At 67.8% G+C, this 24,438-nt stretch carries 19 protein-coding genes; 5 read left to right on the forward strand and 14 right to left on the reverse strand.

The window, feature by feature from the left end:
- Nucleotides 1-3: 3 nt before the first annotated feature.
- From FFS52_RS04200 to FFS52_RS04220, 4 genes are all read right to left on the reverse strand, one after another.
- Complete coding sequence (locus FFS52_RS04200; protein WP_058251530.1) at nucleotides 4-498, reverse strand: MaoC family dehydratase; 495 nt, start codon at nucleotides 496-498, stop codon at nucleotides 4-6.
- On the reverse strand, nucleotides 495-1,640 hold the full coding sequence (locus tag FFS52_RS04205) for an acyl-CoA dehydrogenase family protein (RefSeq protein ID WP_065631770.1): 1,146 nt from the start codon (nucleotides 1,638-1,640) through the stop codon (nucleotides 495-497). Before FFS52_RS04205 ends, FFS52_RS04200 begins: the two co-directional genes overlap by 4 nt.
- Nucleotides 1,641-1,650: 10 nt before the next feature.
- Nucleotides 1,651-3,714 (reverse strand): biotin carboxylase N-terminal domain-containing protein, encoded by a 2,064-nt coding sequence (locus FFS52_RS04210; RefSeq protein ID WP_137808977.1) that lies wholly within the window; start codon nucleotides 3,712-3,714, stop codon nucleotides 1,651-1,653.
- A gap of 161 nt (nucleotides 3,715-3,875) precedes the next feature.
- Nucleotides 3,876-5,453 (reverse strand): carboxyl transferase domain-containing protein, encoded by a 1,578-nt coding sequence (locus FFS52_RS04220; protein WP_137808934.1) that lies wholly within the window; start codon nucleotides 5,451-5,453, stop codon nucleotides 3,876-3,878.
- A 224-nt stretch (nucleotides 5,454-5,677) separates the two neighbouring features.
- On the opposite strand from FFS52_RS04220, the gene FFS52_RS04225 reads away from it, so the two are divergent.
- Nucleotides 5,678-9,250, forward strand: coding sequence for an indolepyruvate ferredoxin oxidoreductase family protein (locus FFS52_RS04225; protein ID WP_137808935.1), 3,573 nt, complete (start codon nucleotides 5,678-5,680; stop codon nucleotides 9,248-9,250).
- 96 nt (nucleotides 9,251-9,346) lie between these two features.
- Here the strand turns inward: FFS52_RS04225 and FFS52_RS04230 are convergent, their stop codons facing one another.
- Complete coding sequence (locus tag FFS52_RS04230; protein ID WP_137808936.1) at nucleotides 9,347-10,147, reverse strand: SAM-dependent methyltransferase; 801 nt, start codon at nucleotides 10,145-10,147, stop codon at nucleotides 9,347-9,349.
- A complete protein-coding gene (locus FFS52_RS04235; RefSeq protein WP_137808937.1) occupies nucleotides 10,125-10,793 on the reverse strand; it encodes a DUF5336 domain-containing protein in 669 nt (222 codons plus the stop codon). The genes FFS52_RS04230 and FFS52_RS04235 overlap by 23 nt, the downstream gene beginning before the upstream one ends.
- 226 nt (nucleotides 10,794-11,019) lie before the next feature.
- Between FFS52_RS04235 and FFS52_RS04240 the strand changes: the two genes are divergently transcribed.
- Nucleotides 11,020-11,673: a TetR/AcrR family transcriptional regulator gene (locus FFS52_RS04240; protein WP_137808938.1), complete on the forward strand. Its 654-nt coding sequence runs from the start codon at nucleotides 11,020-11,022 to the stop codon at nucleotides 11,671-11,673.
- Nucleotides 11,674-11,688: 15 nt separating this feature from the next.
- Here FFS52_RS04240 and FFS52_RS04245 read toward each other — a convergent pair whose 3' ends face one another.
- The 3 genes from FFS52_RS04245 to FFS52_RS04255 all read right to left on the reverse strand — a co-directional run bounded on the left by FFS52_RS04245 (nucleotide 11,689) and on the right by FFS52_RS04255 (nucleotide 14,262).
- Nucleotides 11,689-12,309, reverse strand: a complete 621-nt coding sequence (locus FFS52_RS04245) for a nitroreductase family protein (RefSeq protein ID WP_137808939.1) — start codon at nucleotides 12,307-12,309, stop codon at nucleotides 11,689-11,691.
- 73 nt (nucleotides 12,310-12,382) lie between these two features.
- Entirely contained in the window at nucleotides 12,383-12,793 is a 411-nt protein-coding gene (locus tag FFS52_RS04250) for an NUDIX domain-containing protein (protein WP_068969950.1), read from the reverse strand.
- Nucleotides 12,790-14,262, reverse strand: a complete 1,473-nt coding sequence (locus tag FFS52_RS04255; RefSeq protein WP_137808940.1) for a carboxyl transferase domain-containing protein — start codon at nucleotides 14,260-14,262, stop codon at nucleotides 12,790-12,792. The genes FFS52_RS04250 and FFS52_RS04255 overlap by 4 nt, the downstream gene beginning before the upstream one ends.
- 160 nt (nucleotides 14,263-14,422) lie before the next feature.
- Here FFS52_RS04255 and FFS52_RS04260 point away from each other — a divergent pair, with 160 nt between their 5' ends.
- Nucleotides 14,423-14,887, forward strand: a complete 465-nt coding sequence (locus FFS52_RS04260) for an SRPBCC family protein (RefSeq protein ID WP_137808941.1) — start codon at nucleotides 14,423-14,425, stop codon at nucleotides 14,885-14,887.
- On the opposite strand, the gene FFS52_RS04265 is transcribed toward FFS52_RS04260, so the two are convergent.
- The 4 genes from FFS52_RS04265 to sucC all read right to left on the reverse strand — a co-directional run bounded on the left by FFS52_RS04265 (nucleotide 14,871) and on the right by sucC (nucleotide 18,264).
- The gene (locus FFS52_RS04265; RefSeq protein ID WP_058251542.1) at nucleotides 14,871-15,383 is read right to left on the reverse strand and encodes an RDD family protein; all 513 of its coding nucleotides are present in this window, start codon (nucleotides 15,381-15,383) and stop codon (nucleotides 14,871-14,873) included. The genes FFS52_RS04260 and FFS52_RS04265 overlap by 17 nt on opposite strands.
- Nucleotides 15,380-16,090, reverse strand: coding sequence for a hypothetical protein (locus FFS52_RS04270; protein WP_137808942.1), 711 nt, complete (start codon nucleotides 16,088-16,090; stop codon nucleotides 15,380-15,382). Before FFS52_RS04270 ends, FFS52_RS04265 begins: the two co-directional genes overlap by 4 nt.
- A gap of 93 nt (nucleotides 16,091-16,183) precedes the next feature.
- On the reverse strand, nucleotides 16,184-17,086 hold the full coding sequence (sucD, locus tag FFS52_RS04275) for a succinate--CoA ligase subunit alpha (RefSeq protein WP_137808943.1): 903 nt from the start codon (nucleotides 17,084-17,086) through the stop codon (nucleotides 16,184-16,186).
- A gap of 14 nt (nucleotides 17,087-17,100) precedes the next feature.
- The gene (gene sucC, locus FFS52_RS04280) at nucleotides 17,101-18,264 is read right to left on the reverse strand and encodes an ADP-forming succinate--CoA ligase subunit beta (RefSeq protein WP_137808944.1); all 1,164 of its coding nucleotides are present in this window, start codon (nucleotides 18,262-18,264) and stop codon (nucleotides 17,101-17,103) included.
- Nucleotides 18,265-18,701: 437 nt separating this feature from the next.
- On the opposite strand from sucC, the gene FFS52_RS04285 reads away from it, so the two are divergent.
- Entirely contained in the window at nucleotides 18,702-19,871 is a 1,170-nt protein-coding gene (locus FFS52_RS04285; RefSeq protein WP_137808945.1) for a M23 family metallopeptidase, read from the forward strand.
- 261 nt (nucleotides 19,872-20,132) lie between these two features.
- Here FFS52_RS04285 and FFS52_RS04290 read toward each other — a convergent pair whose 3' ends face one another.
- Nucleotides 20,133-22,634 (reverse strand): UvrD-helicase domain-containing protein, encoded by a 2,502-nt coding sequence (locus FFS52_RS04290; RefSeq protein WP_137808946.1) that lies wholly within the window; start codon nucleotides 22,632-22,634, stop codon nucleotides 20,133-20,135.
- A 217-nt stretch (nucleotides 22,635-22,851) separates the two neighbouring features.
- On the opposite strand from FFS52_RS04290, the gene FFS52_RS04295 reads away from it, so the two are divergent.
- Nucleotides 22,852-24,408 carry a hypothetical protein gene (locus FFS52_RS04295; RefSeq protein WP_065631784.1) on the forward strand — a complete coding sequence of 519 codons (1,557 nt, stop codon included), beginning with the start codon at nucleotides 22,852-22,854 and terminating at the stop codon, nucleotides 24,406-24,408.
- Nucleotides 24,409-24,438: the final 30 nt, after the last annotated feature.

A 24,438-nucleotide genomic window follows, 5' to 3' on the forward strand; every position in this document is an offset into this window, starting at 1 on the left:
TCGTCACTCCGTCCGTTGCCTGCGCACCAGCGTTGCTCGTGCGGCGCGGGCGACGACCTCGCCGTGCTGGTTGCGTCCGATGTGGGTCAAGTTCACCACGCCCTCACCCGGACGCGACCGCGATTCGCGTTTACCGGTGCACTCGGTCTCCGCGTACAGGGTGTCGCCGGCGAACAACGGCGCCGGGAAGGCGACCTCGCTGAAGCCCAGGTTCGCCACGAGGGTGCCCTGGGTGAGTTGGGAGACCGACAATCCCACGATCGTCGACAGGGTGAACATGGAGTTGATCAGCCGTTGCCCGCCGAAACCCGGCTGTTCGGCCGACCAGGCGGCGTCGAGGTGCAGCGCCTGTGTGTTCATGGTCAGCGTCGTGAACAGCACGTTGTCGGCCTCGGTGACAGTGCGTCCGGGCCGGTGTTCGTAGATCGTGCCCTCCTCGAACTCGCCGAACCACAACCCGCGCTGCACGATTCGACGCCCGCCGGTGGTGTCGCTCATGCGAACCCCAGCTCGCGTGCGATCAGCATGAGCTGCACCTCGGTCGTGCCCTCACCGATCTCGAGGATCTTCGAATCGCGGTAGTGCCGGGCGACGGGATATTCGTTCATGAAGCCGTACCCGCCGTGGATCTGCGTGGCCATCCGGGCATTGTCCATCGCCGCCTCACTGGCGATCATCTTGGCGATCGACGCCTCCTTCTTGAAGGGCTTGCCCGCCAACATCTTCGCCGCCGCGTCGTAGTAGGCGGTCCGCGCGACGTGGGCGCGCGCCTCCATCCGGGCGATCGCAAAGGACACCGACTGGTACTCACCGATCGCCTTGCCGAAGGATTGTCGCTCCTTGGCGTACTTCACGCTCTCGTCGACGCACCCCTGGGCGACGCCGGTGGCGAGGGCTGCGATGGCGATCCGCCCCTCGTCGAGGATGGACAGGAAGTTGGCGTATCCGCGGCCGCGGACACCGAGCAGGTTCTCCTTGGGAACGCGCACGTCGGTGAAGGTCAGCGGATGGGTGTCCGAGGCATTCCACCCGACCTTATTGTACGCCGGCTCGGCGGTGAAACCCGGCGTGCCGGACGGCACGATGATCGTGGAGATCTCCTTCTTGCCGTTCTCCTTCACCCCGGTCACCGCGGTCACCGTCACCAGTGAGGTGATGTCGGTCCCCGAGTTGGTGATGAACTGCTTGCCGCCGTTGATGATCCAGGAGTCACCGTCGTCCCGGGCCGTGGTCGCGGTGGCCCCGGCATCCGAACCCGCCCCGGGTTCGGTCAACCCGAAGCCGGCGAGCGCCGTGCCCGCGGTGAGTTCGGGGAGGTACTGCTCTTTCTGCTCCTCGCTGCCGAATCGGTAGATGGGCATGGCGCCCAGACTCACCCCGGCCTCGAGGGTGATGGCGACGGACTGGTCGACCTTGGCGAGTTCCTCCAGCGCGAGCGACAGGGCGAAGTAGTCGCCGCCCATGCCGCCGTATTTCTCGTCGAAGGGGAGACCGAACAGTCCCATCTTGCCCATCTGGGCGACGACGTCGTACGGAAAGCTGTGCTCGGCATCGTGTTTCGCGGCCACCGGCGCCACCACGGTCTGCGCGAAGTCGCGGACCGTCGCGATGAGGTCGGTGTACTCCTGGGTGAGTTCCATGTGAGCCCTTCTACTGGGAGTCGACAGTTGATTCGGGTGCGGTGACGACGGCGAGGATCTGTCCCGCGTCGACCTTGTCCCCCACCTTCACGGAGATGTCGACGGTGCCGTCCACCGGCGCGGTGAGTGCATGTTCCATCTTCATCGCCTCGACCACGACGATCGACTGGCCGGCGGTGACGTCGGCCCCGATCTCGGCGGCGACGGCGACCACGGTGCCCGGCATCGGACTGGTGATCTCGCCGGCGTGCTCGTCGGCGGCCTCGTCGAGCAGGGGCTTCGCGAGTTCGAGGACCCAGGTGCCCGACGGCCCTCCCACCCACCAGCTCTCTCCGACGCGAACACTCGACCACGACTGCGTCACCCCGTCGACGACCAGGCGGTCCGAGCCGCGACCGTCGCCGGGCTGCGCCGGCTGGTAGACCACGTGCCCGGTCCACGACGCCTCGGCGTCGTCGTCGAAGGTGACGGTGGCGGTTCCCGAGACGGACCATTCGTCGGCGGCATCGACCTGGATGGCCACCGTCGAATGCCGTCCGCCGGCGACGAGGCGGGTGCGGACCGGAGCGGATCGACCGACCCGCCATCCGACCGCCGAGGACCAGACGTCGTCGGCATCGCGAGCGCCGATCCGCGCCAGACCCACGAGCACCTGTGCCTCGGGAATGGGCTCCGGCGCAGCGTAATCGGTGACGAGGCGGTCCAACAGCTCGGTGTCGAGGTCGGCGTCCACGACCGCCTGCTGACGCAGGACGAAGCGGCAGAAGTCGATGTTGGTGACCACGCCCAGCACGCGGGTGTGGGCCAGTGCCTGGTCGAGACGTTCGAGCGCCTCCTCCCGGTCGGCACCGTAGGCGATGATCTTCGCGAGCATCGGGTCGTAGTCACTGCCGACGCGCAATCCGTCGAGCATGGCCGAGTCGACGCGGATGCCGCCGCCGGCCGAGGTGTCGGGATGGACGAGATGCTCGATCGTGCCGCCGGTCGGCAGGAAACCGCGGGCCGGGTCCTCTGCGTACACGCGTGCCTCGATCGCGTGGCCGCTGAGGGTGATCGTGTCCTGCGTCAGACCCAGGACTTCTCCGCGGGCGACGCGGATCTGTTGTTCCACGAGGTCGACGCCGGTGACAAGTTCGGTCACCGGGTGCTCGACCTGCAGGCGGGTGTTCATCTCCATGAAGAAGAACTCGTCGGGCCGGTGCGCCGACACGATGAACTCGACCGTGCCCGCGCCGGTGTAGCCGACACTGCGCGCGGCGTCGCACGCGGCCTCACCGATGCGAGCACGGGTCGCGGCGTCGAGCAGCGCCGAGGGCGCCTCCTCGATCACCTTCTGGTGCCGCCGCTGCAACGAGCACTCGCGCTCGCCGAGGTGGATGACGTTCCCGTGCTGATCGGCGAGGACCTGCACCTCGATGTGGCGCGGGGTGTCGACGAAATGCTCGAGGAACAGCGCGTCGTCGCCGAACGCGGCGGCGGCCTCACGGCGGGCCCGCTCCAGCGCGTCCGGCAGCTCCGACGCCTCGGCCACGCGGTGCATCCCCTTGCCACCGCCACCCGCACTGGGCTTGATGAGAACCGGGAACCCGATGTCGGGTGCCGCGGCGATGAGGTCGTCGTCGGTCAGGCCGGGGCGCGACAGACCCGGCACCACCGGCACGTCGCGAGCGGTGACGGCGGCCCGGGCCGTGATCTTGTCTCCCATCGTCGCGATCGCCTCCGCGGGCGGCCCGATGAAGACGATGCCCGCCTCCGCCAGAGCGGCCGCGAACTTCTGGTTCTCCGAGAGGAATCCGTAGCCCGGGTGGACGGCGTCGGCACCGGTCTTGCGTGCCGCGTCGACCACTTTTGCGATGTCGAGGTAGCTCTGGGTGGCGGCGGCCGGGCCGATGTGCACGGCGACGTCGGCCTCCCGGACGTGGCGCGCTTGCGCGTCGGCGTCGGAATAGACGGCGATACTGCGGATTCCCATGTGGCGCAGGGTGTCGATCACCCGGCAGGCGATCTCACCACGGTTGGCCACCAGGACACTGCGGATGGGTCTGGCGCCGGGAGCGCAGCGAGCGGGCCGAATGGGTCTGGCGCCGGGAGCGCAGCGAGCGGGCCGAATGGGTCTGGCGCCGGGAGCGGAGCGAGCGGGCCGATTGGGTCTGGTACTCACGGTCGGGGTCCTCGGGGTCGGCGGGACGGGGCGGTGGAGATCGGGTTCGGACTCGGCGACGTCGGAATCGATGGTCACATCCGGAAGACGCCGTAGCGCGGATCGGCGAGCGGTGCGTAGCGGGCGGTCTCGAGAGCGAGGCCGAGCAGTGTCCGGGTCTGCGCGGGGTCGACGATGCCGTCGTCCCACAGCCGGGCCGTCGAGTAGTAGGCATCCGACTGTTGTTCGAACTGTTCGCGGATCGGGGCCTTGAACGCTTCCTCGTCCTCGGTGGACCATTCCGCGCCGGATCGCTCGATCTGGTTGCGTCGCACCGTTCCGAGGGTGTCGGCGGCCTGCGGTCCACCCATGACCGAGATGCGGGCGTTGGGCCACATCCAGAGGAATCTGGGCGAGTAGGCGCGTCCGCACATCGAGTAGTTGCCTGCGCCGAAGGAGCCGCCGACCATGACGGTGAACTTGGGCACGCGTGCGCACGCCACGGCGTTGACCATCTTGGCCCCGTTCTTGGCGATGCCACCCTGCTCGTAGGCCTTGCCGACCATGAAGCCGGTGATGTTCTGCAGGAACAGCAACGGGATGCGACGCTGGTCGCACAGTTCGATGAAATGAGCTCCCTTCAGCGCGGATTCGCTGAACAGGACACCGTTGTTGGCGACGATCCCCACCGGGTGACCGTGCAGGTGCGCGAACGCCGTCACCAGACTGGTGCCGTAGTTTGCCTTGAACTCGTTGTATTCTCCTCCGTCGCACAGTATTTCGATGACCGACCGGACGTCGTACGGAGTTCGCGGGTCGGTGGGCACCACGTCGTAGATGTCGGTCTGCGGCCGCACCGGCTCGCGGACCGGGATCGTCTCCCACTGTGGCGCCTCACGGGGCCCGAGGGTCGCGACGATCTCGCGGACCTTGGCGAGCGCCTGCTGGTCGTTGTCGACGAGGTGGTCGGTGACACCGGAGACCGACGAGTGCATCGCACCACCGCCCAGGTCCTCGGCGGAGACATCTTCCCCGGTCGCCGCCTTCACCAGCGGCGGGCCCGCGAGGAAGATGGTGCCCTGATTGCGCACGATCACCGTCTCGTCGCTCATCGCCGGGACGTAGGCCCCGCCGGCGGTCGACGACCCGAGCACCGCGGCGATCTGCGGGATGCCGGCGGCGCTCATGGTCGCCTGATTGAAGAAGATCCGTCCGAAGTGATCCCGGTCGGGGAACACCTCGTCCTGCTGGAGCAACATCGCACCGCCCGAGTCGACGAGGTAGATGCACGGGAGCCGGTTGGCCGCCGCGATCTCCTGCGCACGCAGATGCTTCTTGACCGTGACCGGGTGGTACGTGCCGCCGGAGACCGTGGCGTCGTTGGCGACGATCATGCACTCGCGACCCGCGACACGCCCCACGCCGGCGATGACCCCGGCGGCGGGCACCTTGCCGCCGTACATCCCGAAGGCCGCGAGCGGGGCCACCTCGATGAACGGCGACCCGACGTCGAGCAGCCCGTCGACCCGGTCCCGCGGAAGCAACTTTCCGCGAGCGACGTGGCGATCACGAGCCTTCGCGCCGCCACCGGCGGACACCTCTCGCAGGCGTTCGTCGAGCAGGTCGAGATTGCGCTGGTGTGCGGCCCGGAAGCCGTCGAGCGTGCTGGTCACCGTCGACCCTTCAGTTAGTGGCTATTAACTGAAAGTGATCGTACGCGATCAAGTGGCCCATGTCACGCCCCGGTTCATCCACCGCGTCGACATGACGTACGTGACGCGCATCACGTCTTCTCGTACTGTTGTGGCAGGCCCACCACCCCCGGGCCGACACAACCGATGCGGGGACACCCCGGAACCCCGGACCGGCCACCGCACATAGAAGGCCAGGTGACCCCATGACCCTCGCAGACGACCGCGCTCGCTCCGAGCACGTCCCGACCCCCGGCACGCCGCCCGAGACGGCAGCCACCGGGTTCTCGCTCGACGACCGCTACACCCGCGAGTCCGGTGACATCTACCTCACCGGCATCCAGGCCCTGGTACGCATGGTCCGCGACCGCGCTCGCGTCGACCGCCGTTCCGGCCTTCGGACCGCCTCGTTCATCTCCGGCTACGAGGGCTCTCCCCTCGCCGGTTACGATCTCGAACTCGCCCGACGGCACGAGCATCTCGCCCCGTACGACGTCATCCACCGGCCCGGTCTCAACGAAGAGCTCGCCGCGACCTCGGTGATGGGTTCACAGCTCGCCGCACAGGTCATCGGCGGTGCCGAATTGACGCCGTCCGCGGACGGACTCCCCCGCGACGGCGTCGTCGGATACTGGTACGGCAAGGCGCCCGGTCTCGACCGCGCGACGGACGCCCTGCGGCACGCGAACCTCATCGGAACCCATTCCGCCGGTGGCGCGGTCGCGCTCGTCGGTGACGACCCGGGCGCGAAATCCTCGACGGTCCCGTGCGCGTCGGAGATGGCGCTGGCCGACCTCTACATCCCGATCCTCTATCCGGCCGATTCCCAGGACATCCTGGATCTCGGTGTCCATGCGGCGCTCATGAGTCGCACCAGCGGGGTCTGGACCTCGCTCAAGATCTCCGCGCACGTCGCGGACGGCGCGTCGACCGCACGCGTCGACCCGGACCGCATAGTGCCCGTCTACGGCGACCTCGGGACGAGCCCCCACGTGCCCAGCGGACGACTGCTCGGCGCCCATCTCATGGAACTCGAACAGAATCAGCTGACCACCCGGCTCCCGCGTGCGCAGGAGTACGCACGGCTCAACGGCCTCAACCGGATCGTGGTCTCGAGTCCCGACGACCGCATCGGCATCGTCGCCGCGGGAAAGACCTACCTCGATCTCCGGGAAGCACTGCGACTGATGCGGATCGACGACGAGGATCTGCGCCGGCTCGGAATCCGCATCCTCAAGCTCGGCATGGTCTACCCGATCGAGCGAGAGATCCTGGATCGCTTCATGTTCGACACCGCCACCGGCGATCTCGACGAGGTCATCGTGGTCGAGGAGAAGCGCGACTTCATCGAGACGATGATGCGCGACATCCTGTTCCGCCACCCGCGGGCCCCGCGCATCGTGGGGAAGGTGCATGAAGACGGATCGACCTTGTTCTCCCGCTTCGGCGAACTCGACGTCGACGCGGTGACCCGAGGACTCGCCGACCGTCTCGCCCGCCACGGGGTCGACGCCGCGCGGATCTGGCTCGACCGCAAAGCCGCTCGCCGCACCCGCATCGAACTCCCGTTGGCGGTGCGCACGCCGTACTTCTGCTCCGGCTGCCCCCACAACAGTTCGACGAAGGTCGCCGAGAACACCCTGGTCGGCGCCGGCATCGGTTGTCACGCGATGGTGTTGCTGATGGATCCCCGGCAGGTCGGCGACATCGCCGGGGTCACCCAGATGGGCGGCGAGGGCGCGCAGTGGATCGGCATGGCCCCGTTCGTGTCCGCGGACCACTTCGTGCAGAACATCGGCGACGGAACCTTCTCGCACTCGGGGTCGCTGGCGTTGCGGGCCGCCGTGGCGTCGGGCGCGAACATAACCTACAAGCTGCTCTACAACGGCACCGTCGCGATGACCGGTGGACAGGATCCGGTGGGCGGGATGACCCTGCCGCGGTTGACGTCACTGTTGCTCGACGAAGGCGTCAGCCGGGTCGTGGTCACCTCCGACGACCCGAAACACGTTCGTACGCTGGGACTCCCCGACACCGTCGAGGTTCGCCACCGCGATGACCTGCTCGAGGTACAGACCGAACTCGCGGGCGTCGCGGGCGTCTCGGTGCTCGTCCACGATCAGCACTGCGCCGCCGAGAAGCGCCGCAAGCGCAAGCGCGGCGCCATGCCCACCCCCACTCGTCGCGTCCTGATCAACGAACGCATCTGCGAGGGGTGCGGCGACTGCGGCGAGAAGTCGAACTGCCTCTCGGTGCACCCGGTCCAGACCGAGTTCGGACGCAAGACGCGCATCGACCAGAGTTCGTGCAACCTCGACCTCTCCTGCCTCAAGGGCGACTGCCCGTCGTTCGTCACGGTCACCCCGGGCACCGACCGCATCCGCACGCGCGCAGCCGATCTGGCGGACACCGTGTTGCCGATGCCCGCGGTCCCCGCCATCCGCGACACCTTCTCCCTGCGCATCACGGGTATCGGCGGTACCGGCGTGGTGACCGTGTCCCAGGTCCTGGCCACCGCTGCCGTCCTCGACGGCCACTCGGCCCGGACCGTCGACATGACCGGGCTCGCGCAGAAGGGCGGCGCCGTGGTCAGCGACATCAAGGTGGCCCCGCATCCGCTGGAGCAGGCGGCGAAGGTGGCGTCCGAGGACTGCGACCTGTACCTCGTGTGCGACCCGCTGGTCGGTACCGACCCGGTCAACCTCAAGGTCACCGCTCCCGAGAAGACGGTCGCGATCGTCTCGACCACCCAGGTGCCGACCGGGTTGATGGTCATCGACACCTCGGTCGGGTTCCCGGCGGACTCCGCCGTCCACTCCGCGGTCGACTCCCGGGTCGCGCGGACTGTGTACCTCGATTCGGGAGCGGTGTCGACAGCCTTGTTCGGCGACGAGCAGTACGCCAACATGCTGATGGTCGGTGCTGCGTATCAAGCCGGGGCGCTGGCCATCTCGGCGGAATCCATCGAGCGGGCGATCGAGCTCAACGGCGTGGCCGTGGATGCGAACGTCCAGGCGTTCCGGCGCGGGCGGCAGGTCGTGGCCGATCCCGACTCCGTGTCCGGCACCATCGACGGACTGCACGGTCGCGGGGTCGCCGAGATCGAACCGAGCCGCCACGCCCTCGAGGTGGTCAGCGCGCTCGGGGATATCGACGCCGACCTCCGGCGCACCATCGCGATCCGGTACGACGAACTGACCGCCCACTCCGACGAGCGATACGCGCGGAGCTACCTCGACATGGTCGACCGCGTACGGCGCGTCGCGCCGGACTCCTCGCTCACCGACGCCGTTGCCCGGAACCTGTACAAGCTGATGGCCTACAAGGACGAGTACGAGGTTGCCCGGCTCACGCAGGACCCGTCGTTCGCCGCGCGCATCGCCGACGAGTTCGGCGCCGACGCCGAGGTCGCGGTACGCCTCCACCCGCCGACCCTGCGCAGCATGGGGATGCGCGAGAAGCTGGCGCTGGGATCGTGGGCCGACACCCCGCTGACCGCGCTCGCGAAGATGAAGCGTCTCCGGGGAACGCGACTGGACCCGTTCGGCCGCAGTGAGATCCGGCGCACCGAACGTGCGCTGATCATCGATTACCGGGAACTCGTCGACGCCGCGCTCGATGCGCTCGCGACTGGGCGGATCGGCGCGGACCAGCTACCCGCGGTCGTCGACCTCGCGGAACTACCGGACATGGTCCGGGGTTACGAGGGGATCAAGATGGCCAACGTCGAGCGTTACCGGGAAGCGGTCGCACGGCAGCGGGAGGTGCTGGGGATCTAGGGCTTTCGAGCCAGCGCAGCTGAAAACCACCCGACGCAACGCAACCGACGCCCATGAGGCGTTGGGCCACCGCTGGAGGGTGGTTTTCAGCCGGCCTCAGCGTGCCCGCCGAAGACGCGCCACGGCGGTCTGGCCGTCGTCGCCCGCGACGACCGTGCACTCGTAGTGTGCTCTGGTCGGCGGGGCGACGGCGACCAGGTCGTACTGGGCGGTGTTCATCTCGATCAGCAACTCGCCACCGACGGCGAGCCAGCTCCGGGCGTCGGCGATCAACGCCGTGATGTGGTCGAGGCCGTCCGGGCCACCGAGCAGCGCGCCGCGCGGTTCGTGATCCCGCGCCTCCGGCGCCAGCAGTCCGAACGCCGAGTCGGGCACATAGGGAGGGACTGCGGCGATCACGTCCAGACGGCCCCGCAGTGCTGCCGGCAGCGGATCGAGCCCGGCACCGAGGTGAATCCCGGCCTCGTCCGGCAGGTTTCGGCGCGCGAAGCCGAGGGCGGTGTCGTCGGCATCGACGACATGCAGTTCGACGCCGGGCACAGCGGCCGCAACACTCGCGGCGATGGGTGCGACACCGCCGAACGCCTCGAGCACGGTCGGCGACCGGCGCGCACGCGCCGCGGCGATCGCGGTGCGCGCCAACAACAGGGAGCGCTGACGTGGCACGAAGGCGCCCCGGCCGACCGCCAGCCGTAGGTCACCGAACCGGACCCGACCCACCAGATGCTCGATCGGCTCCCCGGCCACGCGCCGGGCGCAGAGCTCGGCGAGTTCGGTTGCGTCGGTGGTGTGTTCGCGGAGCAGCGCAGCTTCTTCGTCGGCGAAGACGCATCCCGCACGACGAAGGAGGCCGACGATCGGATCGTCGGGAACGTCATCCCCGGTTGTGCGAGTCATCCTTCTTCAGACCGTACAAGAATGCCGCCGCGATGAGCAGCGCCACCTGCAGGAATCCCAGGATGAGCCCGACGATCGCACCGGCGCCTAGGTCGAGGAACGGCGGGGTGATCAGTGCCGCGGCGAACAGGGCCAGCCACGCGGCGACTCCGACGACCGCCAGGAAGGGCAGTGCCTTGCGGTAGCTCGGAACCAGCACGAACGTCGCCGCGATGCCGACCACCCCGAGCAGGATGAAGAACTTTCCCGGGTTGAGGACGATCTCGTAGGAGAAGTACGCGGGTATCCCGCCCTGACCTTCCTCGAAATCCGTTCCCCAGCGGTTGAGTTCCTCCTCGGCGCCGACCCCGACCGAGATCCACCCGAGGAAGCCCATGAAGTAGGTGACGACCCCGGCGACCGCGGAGGCCAGCGCGAAGATCACCGACAGGTCGGCACGTGGACCACGGGTCGGTTGTCCCCAGCCGGGCCCGGGAGGCGGGTACTGCGCGCCGGTGGTCCACTGTTGACCGGGAAGACTCCCGGTGCCGGGATGCTGGACGTGGGCCGTCTGATCCTGGTTGCCGGCGAAGCCCCCGGTCTGCGGCGGGCCCTGCGGAACGCCTGACCACTGACCGCCGGGGTGCTGTGGTTCGCCTGGGTTCACGGTCGGCTCCTCGTCGCTGCTGCGGGACTCGGCCCGCCGCCCTCGCGGGCTGTTCTGCGCCCGCCGTCCGGCGCGCGATCATGCGCAAGACTAAGCCCTGCCCGGCCCCTGAAGCAGCGGCCCGCACAGTTTTCATTCGACCGGGTCACCCACCCCGCGATCCGCGCGCCGACGTCGGACACGCTGCATCTCGTCCGCACGCGCGAACGCGTAGAGTTCGGGATCGATGTCCGCGACGCATGAATCGCGCGAGGACGAATCGGAGATCACGAATCGTCCGCCGACGCGCCGAACCCAGGCCAAGGCGGCCCGTCGTGCCGAATTGCTGTCCGCCGCCGCCCACCAGATGGCCGAGCGCGGGTTCGCCGGCGTGCGACTGGAGGACATCGGCCGAGCCGTCGGGGTGAGCGGCCCGGCCATGTACCGCCACTTCTCCTCCAAGACCGAGCTTCTCGACGAGATGCTCATCGACATCAGTCAGCGACTGCACGACGGCGGCAGCGAGGTCGCGGACCGCGGCGGCTCACCGACGGAAACCCTGGTGGCGCTCATCGGCTTTCACATCGACGTCCTCGTCACCCGTCCCGACCTCATCACGGTGCAGGATCGGGACCTGCCGTCGATGACCCCGGACGCCAATCATCGGGTCCGGCTGCTGCAGCGCCGTTACGTGGAACGGTGGGTGGACGTCCTCCTCGCGGTGGTCGACGAGAACGGGGGCACACTCGACCGCGAGGAAGCCCGCGTGCGGGTCCACGCGATGTTCGGGTTGCTCAACTCGTCGCCTCGCCTGCCCGCGTTCGACCAGCACGGACTGCGTCGCCTCCTCACCGCGATGGCGCTGGCGGCACTCCGGTGTGAGGTGCCGGATCAGACGTGACCCGGCACCCCGCCCTCACCAGCCGTCGATGTGGAGGACCGAGTCGAGAGGTTTGCGCGGCGCGGGCTTGAAATCGGTGCCCTTGCTGTAGGCCACCGGCAGCAACACACCCTGATGGATGTTGGCCGGGATGCCGAGGAGTTCGGCGACCTCCTTCTCGTAGTTCAGGTGGAGAGTCGTCCACGCCGATCCGAGGCCGCGGGCACGCAACGCCAGCTGCAGGCTCCAGGCACCCGGCAGCAACGAGCCCCAGACGCCGGCCTGGTTACCCGCCGGCAGGTCGCCACCGGTGTAGATCGCCCCGATGACGAGCACCGGGACCTGACCCATCGTGTCGGCGAGGTACTGGGCACTGGACGCGACGCGCTTGCCGGTCTCGTCCCGTGGAGCCTGGCCGGTGTAGTACTTGGCGAACGACTGTGCGTAGTAATCCGCGACCTTCTGCTTCAGCTCGGGATCGGTGAGCACGATCCAGTGCCAGGTCTGGCTGTTGCTGCCGGTCGGTGCCTGCAACGCGACCTCGAGCGCCTCCTTGACCACGTCGAGCGGCACGGGACGCTCGAAGTCGAGACGCTTGCGCACCGAGCGGGTGGTGGTGAGGAGTTGGTCAGGGTCCAGGGGCAGTAGATCGGTCATCCCTCCATCCTGCACAAACCAGGTCCGTGCACCACGTCGGCCCGCTGCACCGGGACCGTCGGCGGGTGGGTCGTCAGGGCGACTCCGGTGGCAACACACCGGCCTGCTCCAGGTACTCCACCAACCTGTTCGTGACCTTCGCCCGACGGACCTCGGCCGGTGTGAAGTACGCCGCGTCCGCGGCGTCGTCACCTGGACGTAGTTCCCCGGAACGGATCTCGGCACGGAAGTCGTGGACCTCGTACACCCGTCCGTCGCCGACCGGGATCTCGAGTTGGATGGCCGGTTCGCCGACCGTCACCCGCAAACCGGTTTCCTCCTCGACCTCGCGGATCACCGCCTGCTCCAGCGACTCTCCGGGTTCGACCCGACCGCCGGGGAGGCTCCAGTGGCCGGCCGACGGCTCGTTCCGCCTCAGGATCAACAGGATCCGTCCTGACTTGTCGGTGATGAGCGCCCCGACGGCGACGATACGCGCGCTCATCGCGAGTCTTTCGTCGGCACGCGCGTTCGTGCCTCGTCGTCCGGAACCGGCGATCCCGCGAGGTACCGGCCGATCCAGTCGCGGATCGCCGACAGCGCTTCGTCGTCCGATCCGGCGTCGACGACGTGGTCGATCATGCCCTGCGCGGCCATGCGCCCTGCGAGAATGCCCTGCCGCGAGGCCATCTCACCGGCATGGTCGAGATCGCGGTGCACGATGAGACTCGCTCCCTCGGGCGGCAACGGCGAGAGCCAGGCGTCGGCGCGCGCGACCCGGACGTCGGCGGGGAACAGCGCGAGCGCGGCGCCACCCGCACCCTGCCCCAGGAGGACCGAGACCGTCGGCACGCGCACACTGAGCAATTCGACTGTGCAGCGCGCTATCTGCGCCGCGAGGCCACCCTCCTCGGCGACGACCGACAGTTCCGCGCCCGGGGTGTCGATCACGGTGACCACCGGGAGTCCGAGGTCGCCGGCCGCCATGATCGCCCGCCGCGCCTCGCGCAGATGTCGCGGCCCCGGGAGGTCCCCCGCCGCCTGTGACGTCCGGTCGTAGCCGACGACCAACGCGACCCGACCGTCGAAGTCGCTGAGCGAGAAGCGCAGTGGCCCGGCATCCGACAGTGGCGCCGAATCCCCGCCGGCCAGGAACTCGACCAGGCCCGCGCGTCCGGCCTCGCGGGTGGCGAGCACACAGGCCCAGATGTCCTCCGGCTCCCCCGACTGCGTGCGCTGCGGACGTACCGTCACCGAGTCGTCCGACGACGGCCGGTCACGCGCATCGAGCAGTCGCAGCACCGCGGCGAGGCGGGCCGGCAGATCGACGGGATCGACCACGTCGTCGACAACCGTTGTGCGGACCAGATTCTCCGCGGTCTGGACATCGGCCGGAAAGGGCTCCCCGTACAGGCCTTCGTAGACCCGCGGCCCGAGAAAACCGATGAGCGCTCCGGGTTCCGCCCAGGTGATGTGGCCGAGCGAACCCCACGACGCGAATACCCCGCCCGTGGTCGGATGACGCAGGTACACCAGGTAGGGCAGGCCGGCGGCCTTGTGGTCGGTCACGGCACCCGTGATGGCGACCATCTGCAGGAACGCCGCGGTCCCCTCCTGCATCCGGGTGCCGCCGGAGGCGGGAAACGCCAGCAGCGGAAGTCGTTCGCGTGTCGCGCGTCGGACCGCTGCGACGATCCGGGCCCCCGCATCGCGCCCGATCGACCCGCCGAGGAACTCGAACTCCCCCAGCACGATCGCCACTCGCCGGCCGCCGATCGCGCCGGCGCCGGTGGTGACCGATTCGTCCGAACCGCTCTTGCTGCGTGCCCGGTCGAGCTCGATGGCATAGGTGTCGTCCGCACCATCGGACGTCGTGGCCGGCTCACCGACCGGCGCATCCCACGGTTCCCACGTGTCGTTGTCGACGATCATCACGCGCAGGTCTGTCGCCGTCAGCCGTGCCCGCTCACCCATGCCTCACACCGTATCCCGCTGCGGCCGGGTGGCTCCGGCCTGACGTCGACACCCCCCCGCGACGCCCCGACGCGATGATTTCCGTCGGCGCCCGGTGTCATACTCTCGTCAGCCCGACACCCGTTCCGTACCATCCGACCGATCTCTTCCGGGGGCACGCATGACCGACACCTTCCGCATCACCCGATCCACCATCGTCGACGCACCGCCCTCTGCGGTGCTGCCGTACCTGGTCGACTTCCACCAGTGGGTGCACTGGTCGCCGTGGGAAGGCGTTGACCCCGACATGACGCGCGACTACTCCGGTGCGGAATCCGGTGTCGGGGCGAAGTACGCGTGGTCGGGCAACAAGAAGGCCGGGCGCGGCGCCATGGAGATCACGCGCGTCGACGAGCCGCGCGAGGTCGAGGTGCACCTGGCCTTCGAGAAGCCGATGAAGGCCACCAACACCGTCACCTTCGAACTCGCGCCGGAGGGACAGGCGACGCGGGTGTCCTGGACGATGGTCGGCGCACAGACGTTGTTCAGCCGCGTGGCAGGGTTCTTCGGCATCTTCGACAAGATGCTGGGCAAGGACTTCGAGAAGGGATTGGCCCAGCTCAAGACGGTCAGCGAGAGTAGATGACCCGGGTGCGCAGGAGGACGTCGGCCACCGACCGCCGACGCCGGTCGACGACCACCCACACCAGACCGATCGCGAAGAACGTACAGAGCAGGGCGCGCAGCACCGCGATGGTCGGCCGGATGCGGGCACCCTCCGAGTTGACCACCCGCAGGCCCATCACGACCGACCCGAGGGTGCGTCCGGAGACCTCCCAGCACGTCGCGAGGTAGAGCACCGCCACCAGCACGAAGCCGGTCGTGGTGAAGACCAGATTGACCTCCGGCAACGAGAATTCGCTGACCGAGAGCACGAACTTCATCAGGGACAGGCCCGCATAGGCGGCACCGAGGATCGTCCACACGACGAGGAGGTCGAGGAACGAGGCGACACCCCGGCTCACGATGCCCGCGTTCTTGTCCCGGTCCTGCACCGCATGGGCCTTGTGCACGGGCGGCAGACCGGGCGTCGTCGGGGACGAGTTCTGCAGCGGCTCTGTCGGTTTCGGTTCCGCGGTCATCGTGGCCCCTCCTCATCGGGAGCTGCCTCGATGGCCGCGGCACCGCGGCGACGCAGAAATCGATTGACCGCGTTGGCCACCGCGTCGTCGGCACGTTCGCTGGTGCTGCGCACGTCGGTCATCACATCGGCGGTCACCGAGGTGCTCGCCTCCCGGATGATGTCGGGGAGGTCCACACCGTCGATGACCTCTTCGGCGAGTCCGATCAGGTCGACGCGCCCGAGGATGGCGTCGATGTCGATCCGGGCCGCGATCGCGTCGATGTCGATCCGGGTGGCGACGGAGTCGAGATCGACCTTGCCGATCACCCTGTCGAGGTCCACCAGATCGATCGCCGCCATCAGATCCACCTGTGCGACAGCCCGATCGAGATCGACCGTGGTGATCACCTCGTCGATGTCGATGAGTGCGAGGACCTCGCCGATGAGGCGTTTCAGGTCGACGTGGGTGAGGACGAGGTCGGTGAGGTCGACCTCCTCGACCAATTCGTCGACGACCTCACGGATGACGACTCCCAGAACGGCTCGCGTCGTCGAGACCACCACGGTGACAGCGGCGTCGGCGGCCTCGGCCAGCCGCGCACGGACGGACCCGACGACCCCGCCCGCGAGGGGTAGACGTTCCGCGACGTCGGCCACCACCCCGGCGAACCGCATCGACTCCCCTGCCAGCTGGGAGATCGCGCCGCGTCGCGCCGGGGAGTTCACCGACGAATTATCGCACGGGCCGATCCGGTCGGTCGGCCCACGAAAAAACCCGAGCGGGCAGACCCGCTCGGGTTCTTCGGTTCTCGTGACTTCTTACAGTGCCTCGTAGAGCTCCCGCGCCAGCGCGGCGGTCTCGGACGGCGTCTTGCCGACCTTGACGCCCGCAGCCTCGAGGGCTTCCTTCTTGCCCTGGGCGGTGCCCGCACCGCCGGAGACGATGGCGCCGGCATGGCCCATGGTCTTGCCCTCGGGAGCGGTGAAGCCCGCGACGTAGCCGACGACCGGCTTGGTCACGTTGGCCTTGATGTACTCGCCGGCCTTCTCCTCGGCGTCGCCGCCGATCTCACCGATCATGACGATCAGCTTGGTCTCGGGATCCTTCTCGAACGCCTCGATGGCGTCGATGTGGGTGGTCCCGATGACGGGGTCGCCGCCGATGCCGATGGCGGTCGAGAAGCCGAGATCGCGAAGCTCGTACATCATCTGGTAGGTCAGGGTGCCCGACTTGGAGACCAGACCGATCGGTCCCTTGCCGGTGATGTTGTTCGGCGTGATGCCTACCAGCGCCTCACCCGGGGTGATGATGCCGGGGCAGTTCGGGCCGATGATGCGGGTCTTCTCGCCCTTCTCCACGTTGTAGGCCCACGCGTAGGCGGAGTCCTGCACCGGAATGCCCTCGGTGATGACCACCAGCAGCGGGATCTCCGCGTCGATGGCCTCGATGATGGCGTCCTTGGAGAACTTCGGCGGAACGAACGCGATCGAGGTGTCGGCCCCGGTCTCCTTCATGGCCTCGGCGACCGATGCGAACACCGGCAGCTCCACGTTGTTGCCGTCGGCGTCGACGTGCGACACGGTGGTGCCGGCCTTGCGCGCGTTGACACCGCCGACGACGTTGGTGCCGGCCTTGAGCATCAGAGCGGTGTGCTTGGTGCCCTCACCGCCGGTGATGCCCTGGACGATGACCTTGTTGTCTTTGTTCAGAAAGATCGACATATTCCGTGGCTCCCTTACTTGCTCGCCAGCTCGGCGGCCTTGTCGGCGCCCGAGTCCATGGTTTCGGCGAGCGTGACCAACGGGTGGTTCGCATCGGCCAGGATCTTGCGGCCTTCGTCGACCTTGTTGCCGTCGAGGCGGACGACCAGCGGCTTGTTGGCGTCCGACCCCAGCTTCTCCAGAGCACCGACGATGCCGTTGGCGACGGCGTCACATGCGGTGATGCCACCGAAGACGTTGACGAAGACGCTCTTGACCTGCTCGTCGCCGAGGATGACGTCGAGACCGGCAGCCATGACCTCGGCCGAGGCGCCGCCGCCGATGTCGAGGAAGTTCGCGGGCTTCACGTTGTCGTGCTTCTCACCGGCGTAGGCGACCACGTCGAGGGTCGACATGACCAGGCCCGCGCCGTTACCGATGATGCCGACCTCGCCGTCGAGCTTGACGTAGTTGAGGTCGTTCTCCTTGGCCTTGAGCTCCAGGGGATCGGTGGCGTCGCGATCCTCGAACTCCTCGTGGCCGGGCTGACGGAAGTCGGCGTTGGCGTCGAGGGTGACCTTGCCGTCGAGGGCGAGGATCTGATCGTCCGGAGTGCGGACGAGCGGGTTGACCTCGACCAGGGTGGCGTCCTCCTTGACGAACACCTCCCAGAGCTTCGCGATGGTGACCGCTGCGGCGTCGAGCACCTCGGCAGGCAGATGGCCCTGCTCGGCGATCGAGCGCGCGGTCTCCAGATCGACACCCTTCACGGCGTCGACAGCGACCCGCGCGAGGCGCTCGGGCTTGGTCGCTGCGACCTCTTCGATCTCCATACCGCCCTCGACCGAGCACATGGCCAGGTAGGAGCGGTTGGTGCGATCGAGCAGGAAGGAGATGTAGTACTCCTCTGCGATGTCGCTGGCCTCGGCGACCAGCAGCTTCTTGACGACGTGGCCCTTGATGTCGAGGCCAAGGATGTTGGAAGCGTGGGACTGCGCGTCGTCCGGGGTCGCGGCGTACTTGACGCCGCCTGCCTTGCCACGCCCGCCGGTCTTGACCTGCGCCTTGATCATCACGGGCTTGCCGATTTCCTCGGCAATCGCCCGCGCATCGGCGGCATCATCGGTCACCCGACCGGGTGTGGTGGGAACCCCGTGCTTGGCGAACAGTTCCTTCGCCTGGTATTCGAAGAGATCCATTCAGCTCACCATCTCGTAGATTTGCCCGCGCAAGGGTGTAATGCGGGCCATATCGGACTTTAAACCTGTCGGGAATCGCCACCCCGCGCGCACCCTGCGCTTGTGCGACAGATCACTCGCTCGGTCGGTTCTCACAGTATTGACTCGTGACGTGAGGTCCACAGCGTCGGTCCGACCCCATGAACTGCGACGACCGCAGAATCCATCGGCGCGCGGTCTTCACAGGTTGAATTTGCTGTAGTGAACAGAAAATCCGGCAATTTCTATTCTCGGCGACCAGTCATGTGACTCAGCTCACAATATGCCGGTTTGTCGCTTTCTACGGTTGGACTTGCCGCAATCATTTCGTTACCGTCGGCTCTCAGCGGTGGTCACAGAAGGATTACGGACGGTGACTTCGATCCGCCGGCGACGAGATGCGGTAGCGAAGAGATGAGGTGGACGATTTGGCGGGACTCGGTGTCTCACGCGGATCGGGCCGCGTCCGATCGGGCGGGTTGATCGATGACGTCACAGCGGAAGAGATGACCACGATCATCCCCATTGTCGACACCGACGATGCGGCCGGGTACGACCTCACCGACTACGAGTTCGACTTCGCAGACTCCGATTCCTCCACTCGCCAGCACTCCGACGCCGGCTGGACGCCGTCGTCGTGGCAGGGCTACTACCGTCCCACCCGTTCGGAGATCACTCAGGACATCCTGATCCCCGAGCACGAGTTCGATCAGTACGAGCACGACGAGCCGTTCGACGTCGAGGGCGCCGAGCTCGACAGCTTCGACGGGGGCGAACTCCGTTCGCTCGACGACGACGATCTCGATGACGACACCGAGCATCGCCCCTTCCGGACGAATCCGGCCGGACAACGGGTCCGACGTGGCGGCAAGCACCGCATCGCGGCGCCGCCGAACGCCCTCAAGGGCGGACGCGCAGCTCTCATCGCCATGGCCGCCGGCGCGGCCGTCGCCGCGGTCGCTCAGGTCGGCACGAACGACGAGGCGCCCGCACCCGTGAACGCCGCGGCCGTCAACGACGCCACCGCCCCGGGCGCCGCACCCGTGGAACTGGGCCCCGGCGTCGCTGCTGCGACCGCACACACCGACCAGATGAACGTCTTCACCAACCAGCTGGGTGTGGGCGCCAAGATGGCGGCCGACCAGGATCGTCGCGAGGCCCTGGCCCGGCGCCCGCTCTTCACCTCGCCGATCCCCCTCGGCAGCTACGACTTCACCTCCGCCTTCGCGATGCGCTGGGGCACCATGCACGGCGGCATCGACATGGCCGCTCCCCTCGGAACCCCGATCCACGCCGCCACCGACGGTGTCGTGATCAAGGCCGAGCCCGCGTCGGGATACGGCCACTGGGTTCAGATCCAGGCCGCCGACGGCACGGTCACCATGTACGGCCACATGGCCTCCTCGGGCGTCCTGGTCACCGAAGGCCAGCGCGTCACCGCCGGCGACGTCATCGCCCTGGTGGGCAACGAGGGCTTTTCGTTCGGCCCGCACCTGCACTTCGAGGTGTGGAAGAACGGCAACACCAAGATCGACCCCGTGCCCTGGCTCGCCGCCAAGGGCGTGAAGCTCTCCGGCTACACCGGGTAGCAGAAGGCTCCACAGGTCACCTCCTGTTGCTTGGTGGCGCCATTCCAGCGTGCTCACGCTGCGCATCCGTAGTGATACCTGGCCGGATTGCGAACTGACGTGAATTCTCGTCCATCTCAGCATGATTGAAGGGCACATTGCCCTTCGACCATGCTGAGGGGGACGAGAATTTCCAATCGAACCGGGGAATGAGCTGGCGAGCGTCAATCTCTGCTCCCTGAGGAGCGAGCTTGCGAGCGTCACGAAGGGTCTGGCCCGCCTTTAGAGCTTGTCCCCGGGAATCCCGCCCGCGGTGAGAAGTGTGACACGTCCCGCGCTGCCGCCGTAGTCGATGGTGACGCGTTCGGTGGCGCCGCTTCCCTCCTTGGCCACGACCTTGCCCATGCCGTACTTCGGATGGTTGTGTCGGTCGCCGATGTCGAGCTGAACCTGCTTGTTTCGTCCGCGTGCCGGATCCGACGAGTACGACGACCGGCCACGGCCCATCGACGAACCACCCGAACCGGAGAATGCCCCGTCGCGGCCGAACACGCCGCCCGACGATCCACCGAAGCCGCGCATGGAGCGCTTGGGTTCGGTTCGGCGCCAATCGACGAGGTGTTGCGGAATCTCCTGCAAGAAGCGGGATTCCGGGTTCGACACCGGCTGACCCCAGGAGGCGCGCGTCACCGACCGCGTGAGGTACAGACGCTGTTTGGCGCGCGTGATCCCGACGTAGGCCAGGCGACGTTCCTCGCTCAGCTCGGCCGGATCGCCGAGTGCACGCATGTGCGGGAAATGACCGTCCTCCCAACCGGTGACGAAGACGACCGGGAATTCGAGGCCCTTGGCGGTGTGCAGGGTCATCATCGTGACCACGCCCTCGCCCTCGTCGGGCACCTGGTCGGCGTCGGCGACGAGTGAGACCCGCTCGAGAAACGCTGCGAGCGAGCCGGGTTCGGGCTCGCCCTCGCGGTCCACCTCGACCTCGGGGTCGTCGGCATCGGCGTCGACCTGCGCGGCGTCGACGCTGAATTCCCGTGCCACGGCGACGAGTTCGTTGATGTTGTCGAGGCGCGCGCCGTCCTGCGGATCGTTGGACGCCTCGAGTTCGGCGCGGTAGCCGGTGCGCTCGACGATCGCGTCGACGAGTTCGCCGATGTCGGCCGACTCCTCGGTGGCATCGAGGAAGGCCACATCCGCGTCCTCCGTGCCGGCCTCGCCGAAGTGGGTCAGGAAGTCCGACCGGAGCCCTTCGATGAGTTCGACGAACCCGCCGATCTGCTTGACCGCCCGCGTGTTGAGCAATGCGACCTTGCCCTCGGCCGCGTCCATCAGCGACTCGTAGAAGCTCCGTCCGGTGTTCTCCGAATGCACGGCGACGCAGGCTTCCGCGCGATCGCCGATACCGCGCCGAGGCGTGTTGAGAATCCGGCGCAGGCTGACCGAGTCATCGGGGTTGGCGACCACCCGCAGGTAGGCCACCACATCCCGCACTTCTTTGCGCTCGTAGAACTTGGTGCCGCCGACGACCTTGTACGGAATCCCGTGCCGGACGAACACCTCCTCGATCGCACGCGAGCCGGTGTTGGTGCGGTAGAACACCGCGATGTCGGAGTATTTGTGACTCGACGATCCGCCGATCGAGTAGTCGGTGAGCTCCTCGATCTCCTTCGCGATGAACGTCGACTCGTCGCGGTCGGAGTCGGCGACGTAGCCGACGATGAGTTCGCCGTCACCGGAATCGGTCCACAACTTCTTCTCGCGCCGGTTCGAGTTGCGCGCGATGACGGCGTTGGCCGCCGACAGGATCGTCTGTGTCGACCGGTAGTTCTGTTCGAGCAGAACGGTTTCGGCGGACGGGAAATCGCGTTCGAACTCCTCGATGTTGCGAATGGTGGCGCCGCGGAAGGCGTAGATCGACTGGTCGGCGTCGCCGACGACGCACAGCTCCGACGGCTCCAGGCCACTCGCGGTGGTCTGCTCCCCCACCAGTTCGCGGATGAGCACGTACTGCGCGTGGTTGGTGTCCTGGTACTCGTCGACGAGGACGTGACGGAACCGGCGCCGGTAATACTCCGCGACCTGCGGATGCCGATGCAGCAGGGCGACGGTCTCCCCGATCAGATCGTCGAAGTCGAAGGCGTTCGCGGCGCGCAGACGGCGCTGGTACTCGGCGTAGATCTGCGCGATCGTCGTCGACGTCGGGTCGTCCTCGGGTGCCGCGGCCAGCGCCTCGTCGGGCGAGATCAGTTCGTTCTTGAAGTTCGACACGGCCACCGACACCCCGCGTGGGCTGAACTTCTTGGGGTCGAGGTCGAGGTCACGGATGACCATGCCGAACAACCGCTTCGAGTCGTCGGCGTCGTAGATGGAGAAGTTGGAGTTCATCTTCTCCAGCAACCCCGACTGCGCCCGGAGGATGCGCACGCACGTGGAGTGGAAGGTCGAGACCCACATGTAGGCGGCGCGGGGGCCGACGAGGTCGATGACCCGCTCGCGCATCTCCGCGGCGGCCTTGTTGGTGAAGGTGATGGCCAGGATCTGCCCGGGCGTGACGTCCCGTGCGGCGAGCAGGTAGGCGATCCGGCGGGTCAGCACCGCCGTCTTGCCCGAGCCCGCGCCCGCCACGATCAGCAACGGCGCGCCGGCGTGGAGCACCGCGGCGCGCTGTTGCGGGTTGAGACCGTCGAGCAGGCGCGCGACCCGGTCGTCGGCGGCCGCACCCGAGGGAGCGGCGCCCGCGCGACCGGCGAGAAGAGGGGCAGAAGAAGAGCTGTTCATCGGTTGTCCAGGTTACCCGCCACCGCCGACAGACCCCCGTCGGCCGGTCCGCTCCACCCCGGCACGTGGTCGACCGAACAGCCGACCGGCCCCGTGGGTTGAGGCCCCGATCGCCGTGTCCCGCGGCTAATATGACGCGGTATCACCGGCTCGGGGTGCCCTGTCTGCGAACAACTCGCACGCGGCGACGACGCCCCGGCGAGCAGGAAGAGGCGCCATGAAGAGACCGTCCATCGTCCCCGCCGCCATCGCCCTCGGTGTCGGAGCACTGGCCCTCGTCATCGCGCTCGTCCTGTCGTTCGTCCCGTTCAGCAGCGCCGGCACCGTGGAGCCCACACCCGCCTTCCGGGCGCAGAAGAGCCTCGACGAGGTGCTGTTCAAGATGGCGACGAGCCCGGCGGCGAAGTTCACCGGCAAGGTCACCTACAAGTACGACGACGAGCGCGGCGAGGGGACGGTCGAGTTCGACGACCTGATCGTCACCACGTCGAACACCGCCGAGGGCACGATCACCCTGGGCTCACAGCAGGGCGAGTACCGGCAGATCGGCAACAGTCCGTTCCTCAGCGCCCCCGGCGCTCTGTGGAACGAACTCCTCGTCGACGCCGAGAAGACGAATCTCGACGCCGCCCCGCTCGACAACAAGTGGGCCTCCACCCGCTTCACCAGCCTGCCGCGCCTGGGCACGATCCTCGGCCCCGACAACCTCGCCGGCGACATCGGCAACATCGAGAACGGCGACGCGCCGCAGCTCGGGGCGGAACTCCCGGCGCCCAACAAGGGCACCCCCGACGCCCGACGCTGGCCCACCACCGACCCGCCGATCGAGTTCGTCGGCGACGACAAGGTGAAGATCGGCGCGTGGGAGGTCACCTTCGACCCGGAGACGAAGAACGTCACGAACGTCAAGGGTCAGAGCGTGCAGGGCCCGGTCACCTACGACATCGACGCCGCGGTCAGCCTGCAGCCGGCCGACCAGGCCCAGAAGGTGTTCGCGAACCAGCGTGCACTCGTCTCGGACCTGCTGTCGGTGCCCGCCCCCGGCCTCTGGATGGAGCAGCCGGTGGTGTCCTCGCGCCAGACGGGTGCATGCACCACCTCGTCCTGCGCCTTCGACTACACCGTGCAGGGCAGCCCGTACGCCGACGACGTCCGCGGCCACTTCAACTACGGCCTGACGCTGAACTTCGCGGTCGGCAACCGCCCGCCCGGCGCCGTCGGCGGTGAGTGCAAGGTGGTCCTGCGGGTCGACTTCGGACGCAACGGAACCACCCGCTGCGCGGCGACCAACCTCCCGCCGGACACCAACATCGCGTCGCGGTACACCTTCACCTATCTCGCGTTCATCGACGCGACCACAGACGAACTGAACGATCTCATCGACAACAACGAGAAGCAGACCAACACCGAGATCGTCTACGTCCGCACCGGCAACAAGGAACCGGCACAGGCCCGGTTCGGCTCCGGCGTGACCGGCCTGCCGAGCTACTACGCGATCAAGCGCGGCGACTACGTCTTCGACGGCATCGGCACCGACGGCAACATGCACATCACCTTCGGTGAGGGGTATCAGGACCACATCGTCGGCGGCACCTTCGATCCGTCCTGGGAAGGCACCGAGGTGCTCCGCAAGCAGATGGAGCAGCAGGTCGCCGCGGCGGGCGACGCGCAGGTCGTCTACTTCGTCGCCGAGGAGGAGACCGCGTCGGCGCTGCGAGCCCTCATCGCCGCGGAGAACCAGAGCGACAACATCTCCGCGTTCTACTACGACTAGTGGTGTGTCTCGGAAATAGGTGGCCGGTAT

Source organism: Gordonia sp. ALPHA1B1, from assembly GCF_005502615.1.
GTDB classification, from domain to species: Bacteria; Actinomycetota; Actinomycetes; order Mycobacteriales; family Mycobacteriaceae; genus Gordonia; species Gordonia hongkongensis.

Bases quoted from the DNA above. Each gene is read 5' to 3' on its own strand.
- FFS52_RS04200 (WP_058251530.1), bottom strand. From the start codon at position 498: ATGAGCGACACCACCGGCGGGCGTCGAATCGTGCAGCGCGGGTTGTGG.
- FFS52_RS04290 (WP_137808946.1), bottom strand. From the start codon at position 22,634: ATGAACAGCTCTTCTTCTGCCCCTCTTCTCGCCGGTCGCGCGGGCGCC.
- FFS52_RS04295 (WP_065631784.1), top strand. From the start codon at position 22,852: ATGAAGAGACCGTCCATCGTCCCCGCCGCCATCGCCCTCGGTGTCGGA.
- FFS52_RS04250 (WP_068969950.1), bottom strand. From the start codon at position 12,793: ATGAGCGCGCGTATCGTCGCCGTCGGGGCGCTCATCACCGACAAGTCA.
- FFS52_RS04205 (WP_065631770.1), bottom strand. From the start codon at position 1,640: ATGGAACTCACCCAGGAGTACACCGACCTCATCGCGACGGTCCGCGAC.
- FFS52_RS04255 (WP_137808940.1), bottom strand. From the start codon at position 14,262: ATGGGTGAGCGGGCACGGCTGACGGCGACAGACCTGCGCGTGATGATC.
- FFS52_RS04240 (WP_137808938.1), top strand. From the start codon at position 11,020: ATGTCCGCGACGCATGAATCGCGCGAGGACGAATCGGAGATCACGAAT.
- FFS52_RS04245 (WP_137808939.1), bottom strand. From the start codon at position 12,309: ATGACCGATCTACTGCCCCTGGACCCTGACCAACTCCTCACCACCACC.
- FFS52_RS04225 (WP_137808935.1), top strand. From the start codon at position 5,678: ATGACCCTCGCAGACGACCGCGCTCGCTCCGAGCACGTCCCGACCCCC.
- sucC (WP_137808944.1), bottom strand. From the start codon at position 18,264: ATGGATCTCTTCGAATACCAGGCGAAGGAACTGTTCGCCAAGCACGGG.
- FFS52_RS04260 (WP_137808941.1), top strand. From the start codon at position 14,423: ATGACCGACACCTTCCGCATCACCCGATCCACCATCGTCGACGCACCG.
- FFS52_RS04230 (WP_137808936.1), bottom strand. From the start codon at position 10,147: ATGACTCGCACAACCGGGGATGACGTTCCCGACGATCCGATCGTCGGC.
- sucD (WP_137808943.1), bottom strand. From the start codon at position 17,086: ATGTCGATCTTTCTGAACAAAGACAACAAGGTCATCGTCCAGGGCATC.
- FFS52_RS04265 (WP_058251542.1), bottom strand. From the start codon at position 15,383: ATGACCGCGGAACCGAAACCGACAGAGCCGCTGCAGAACTCGTCCCCG.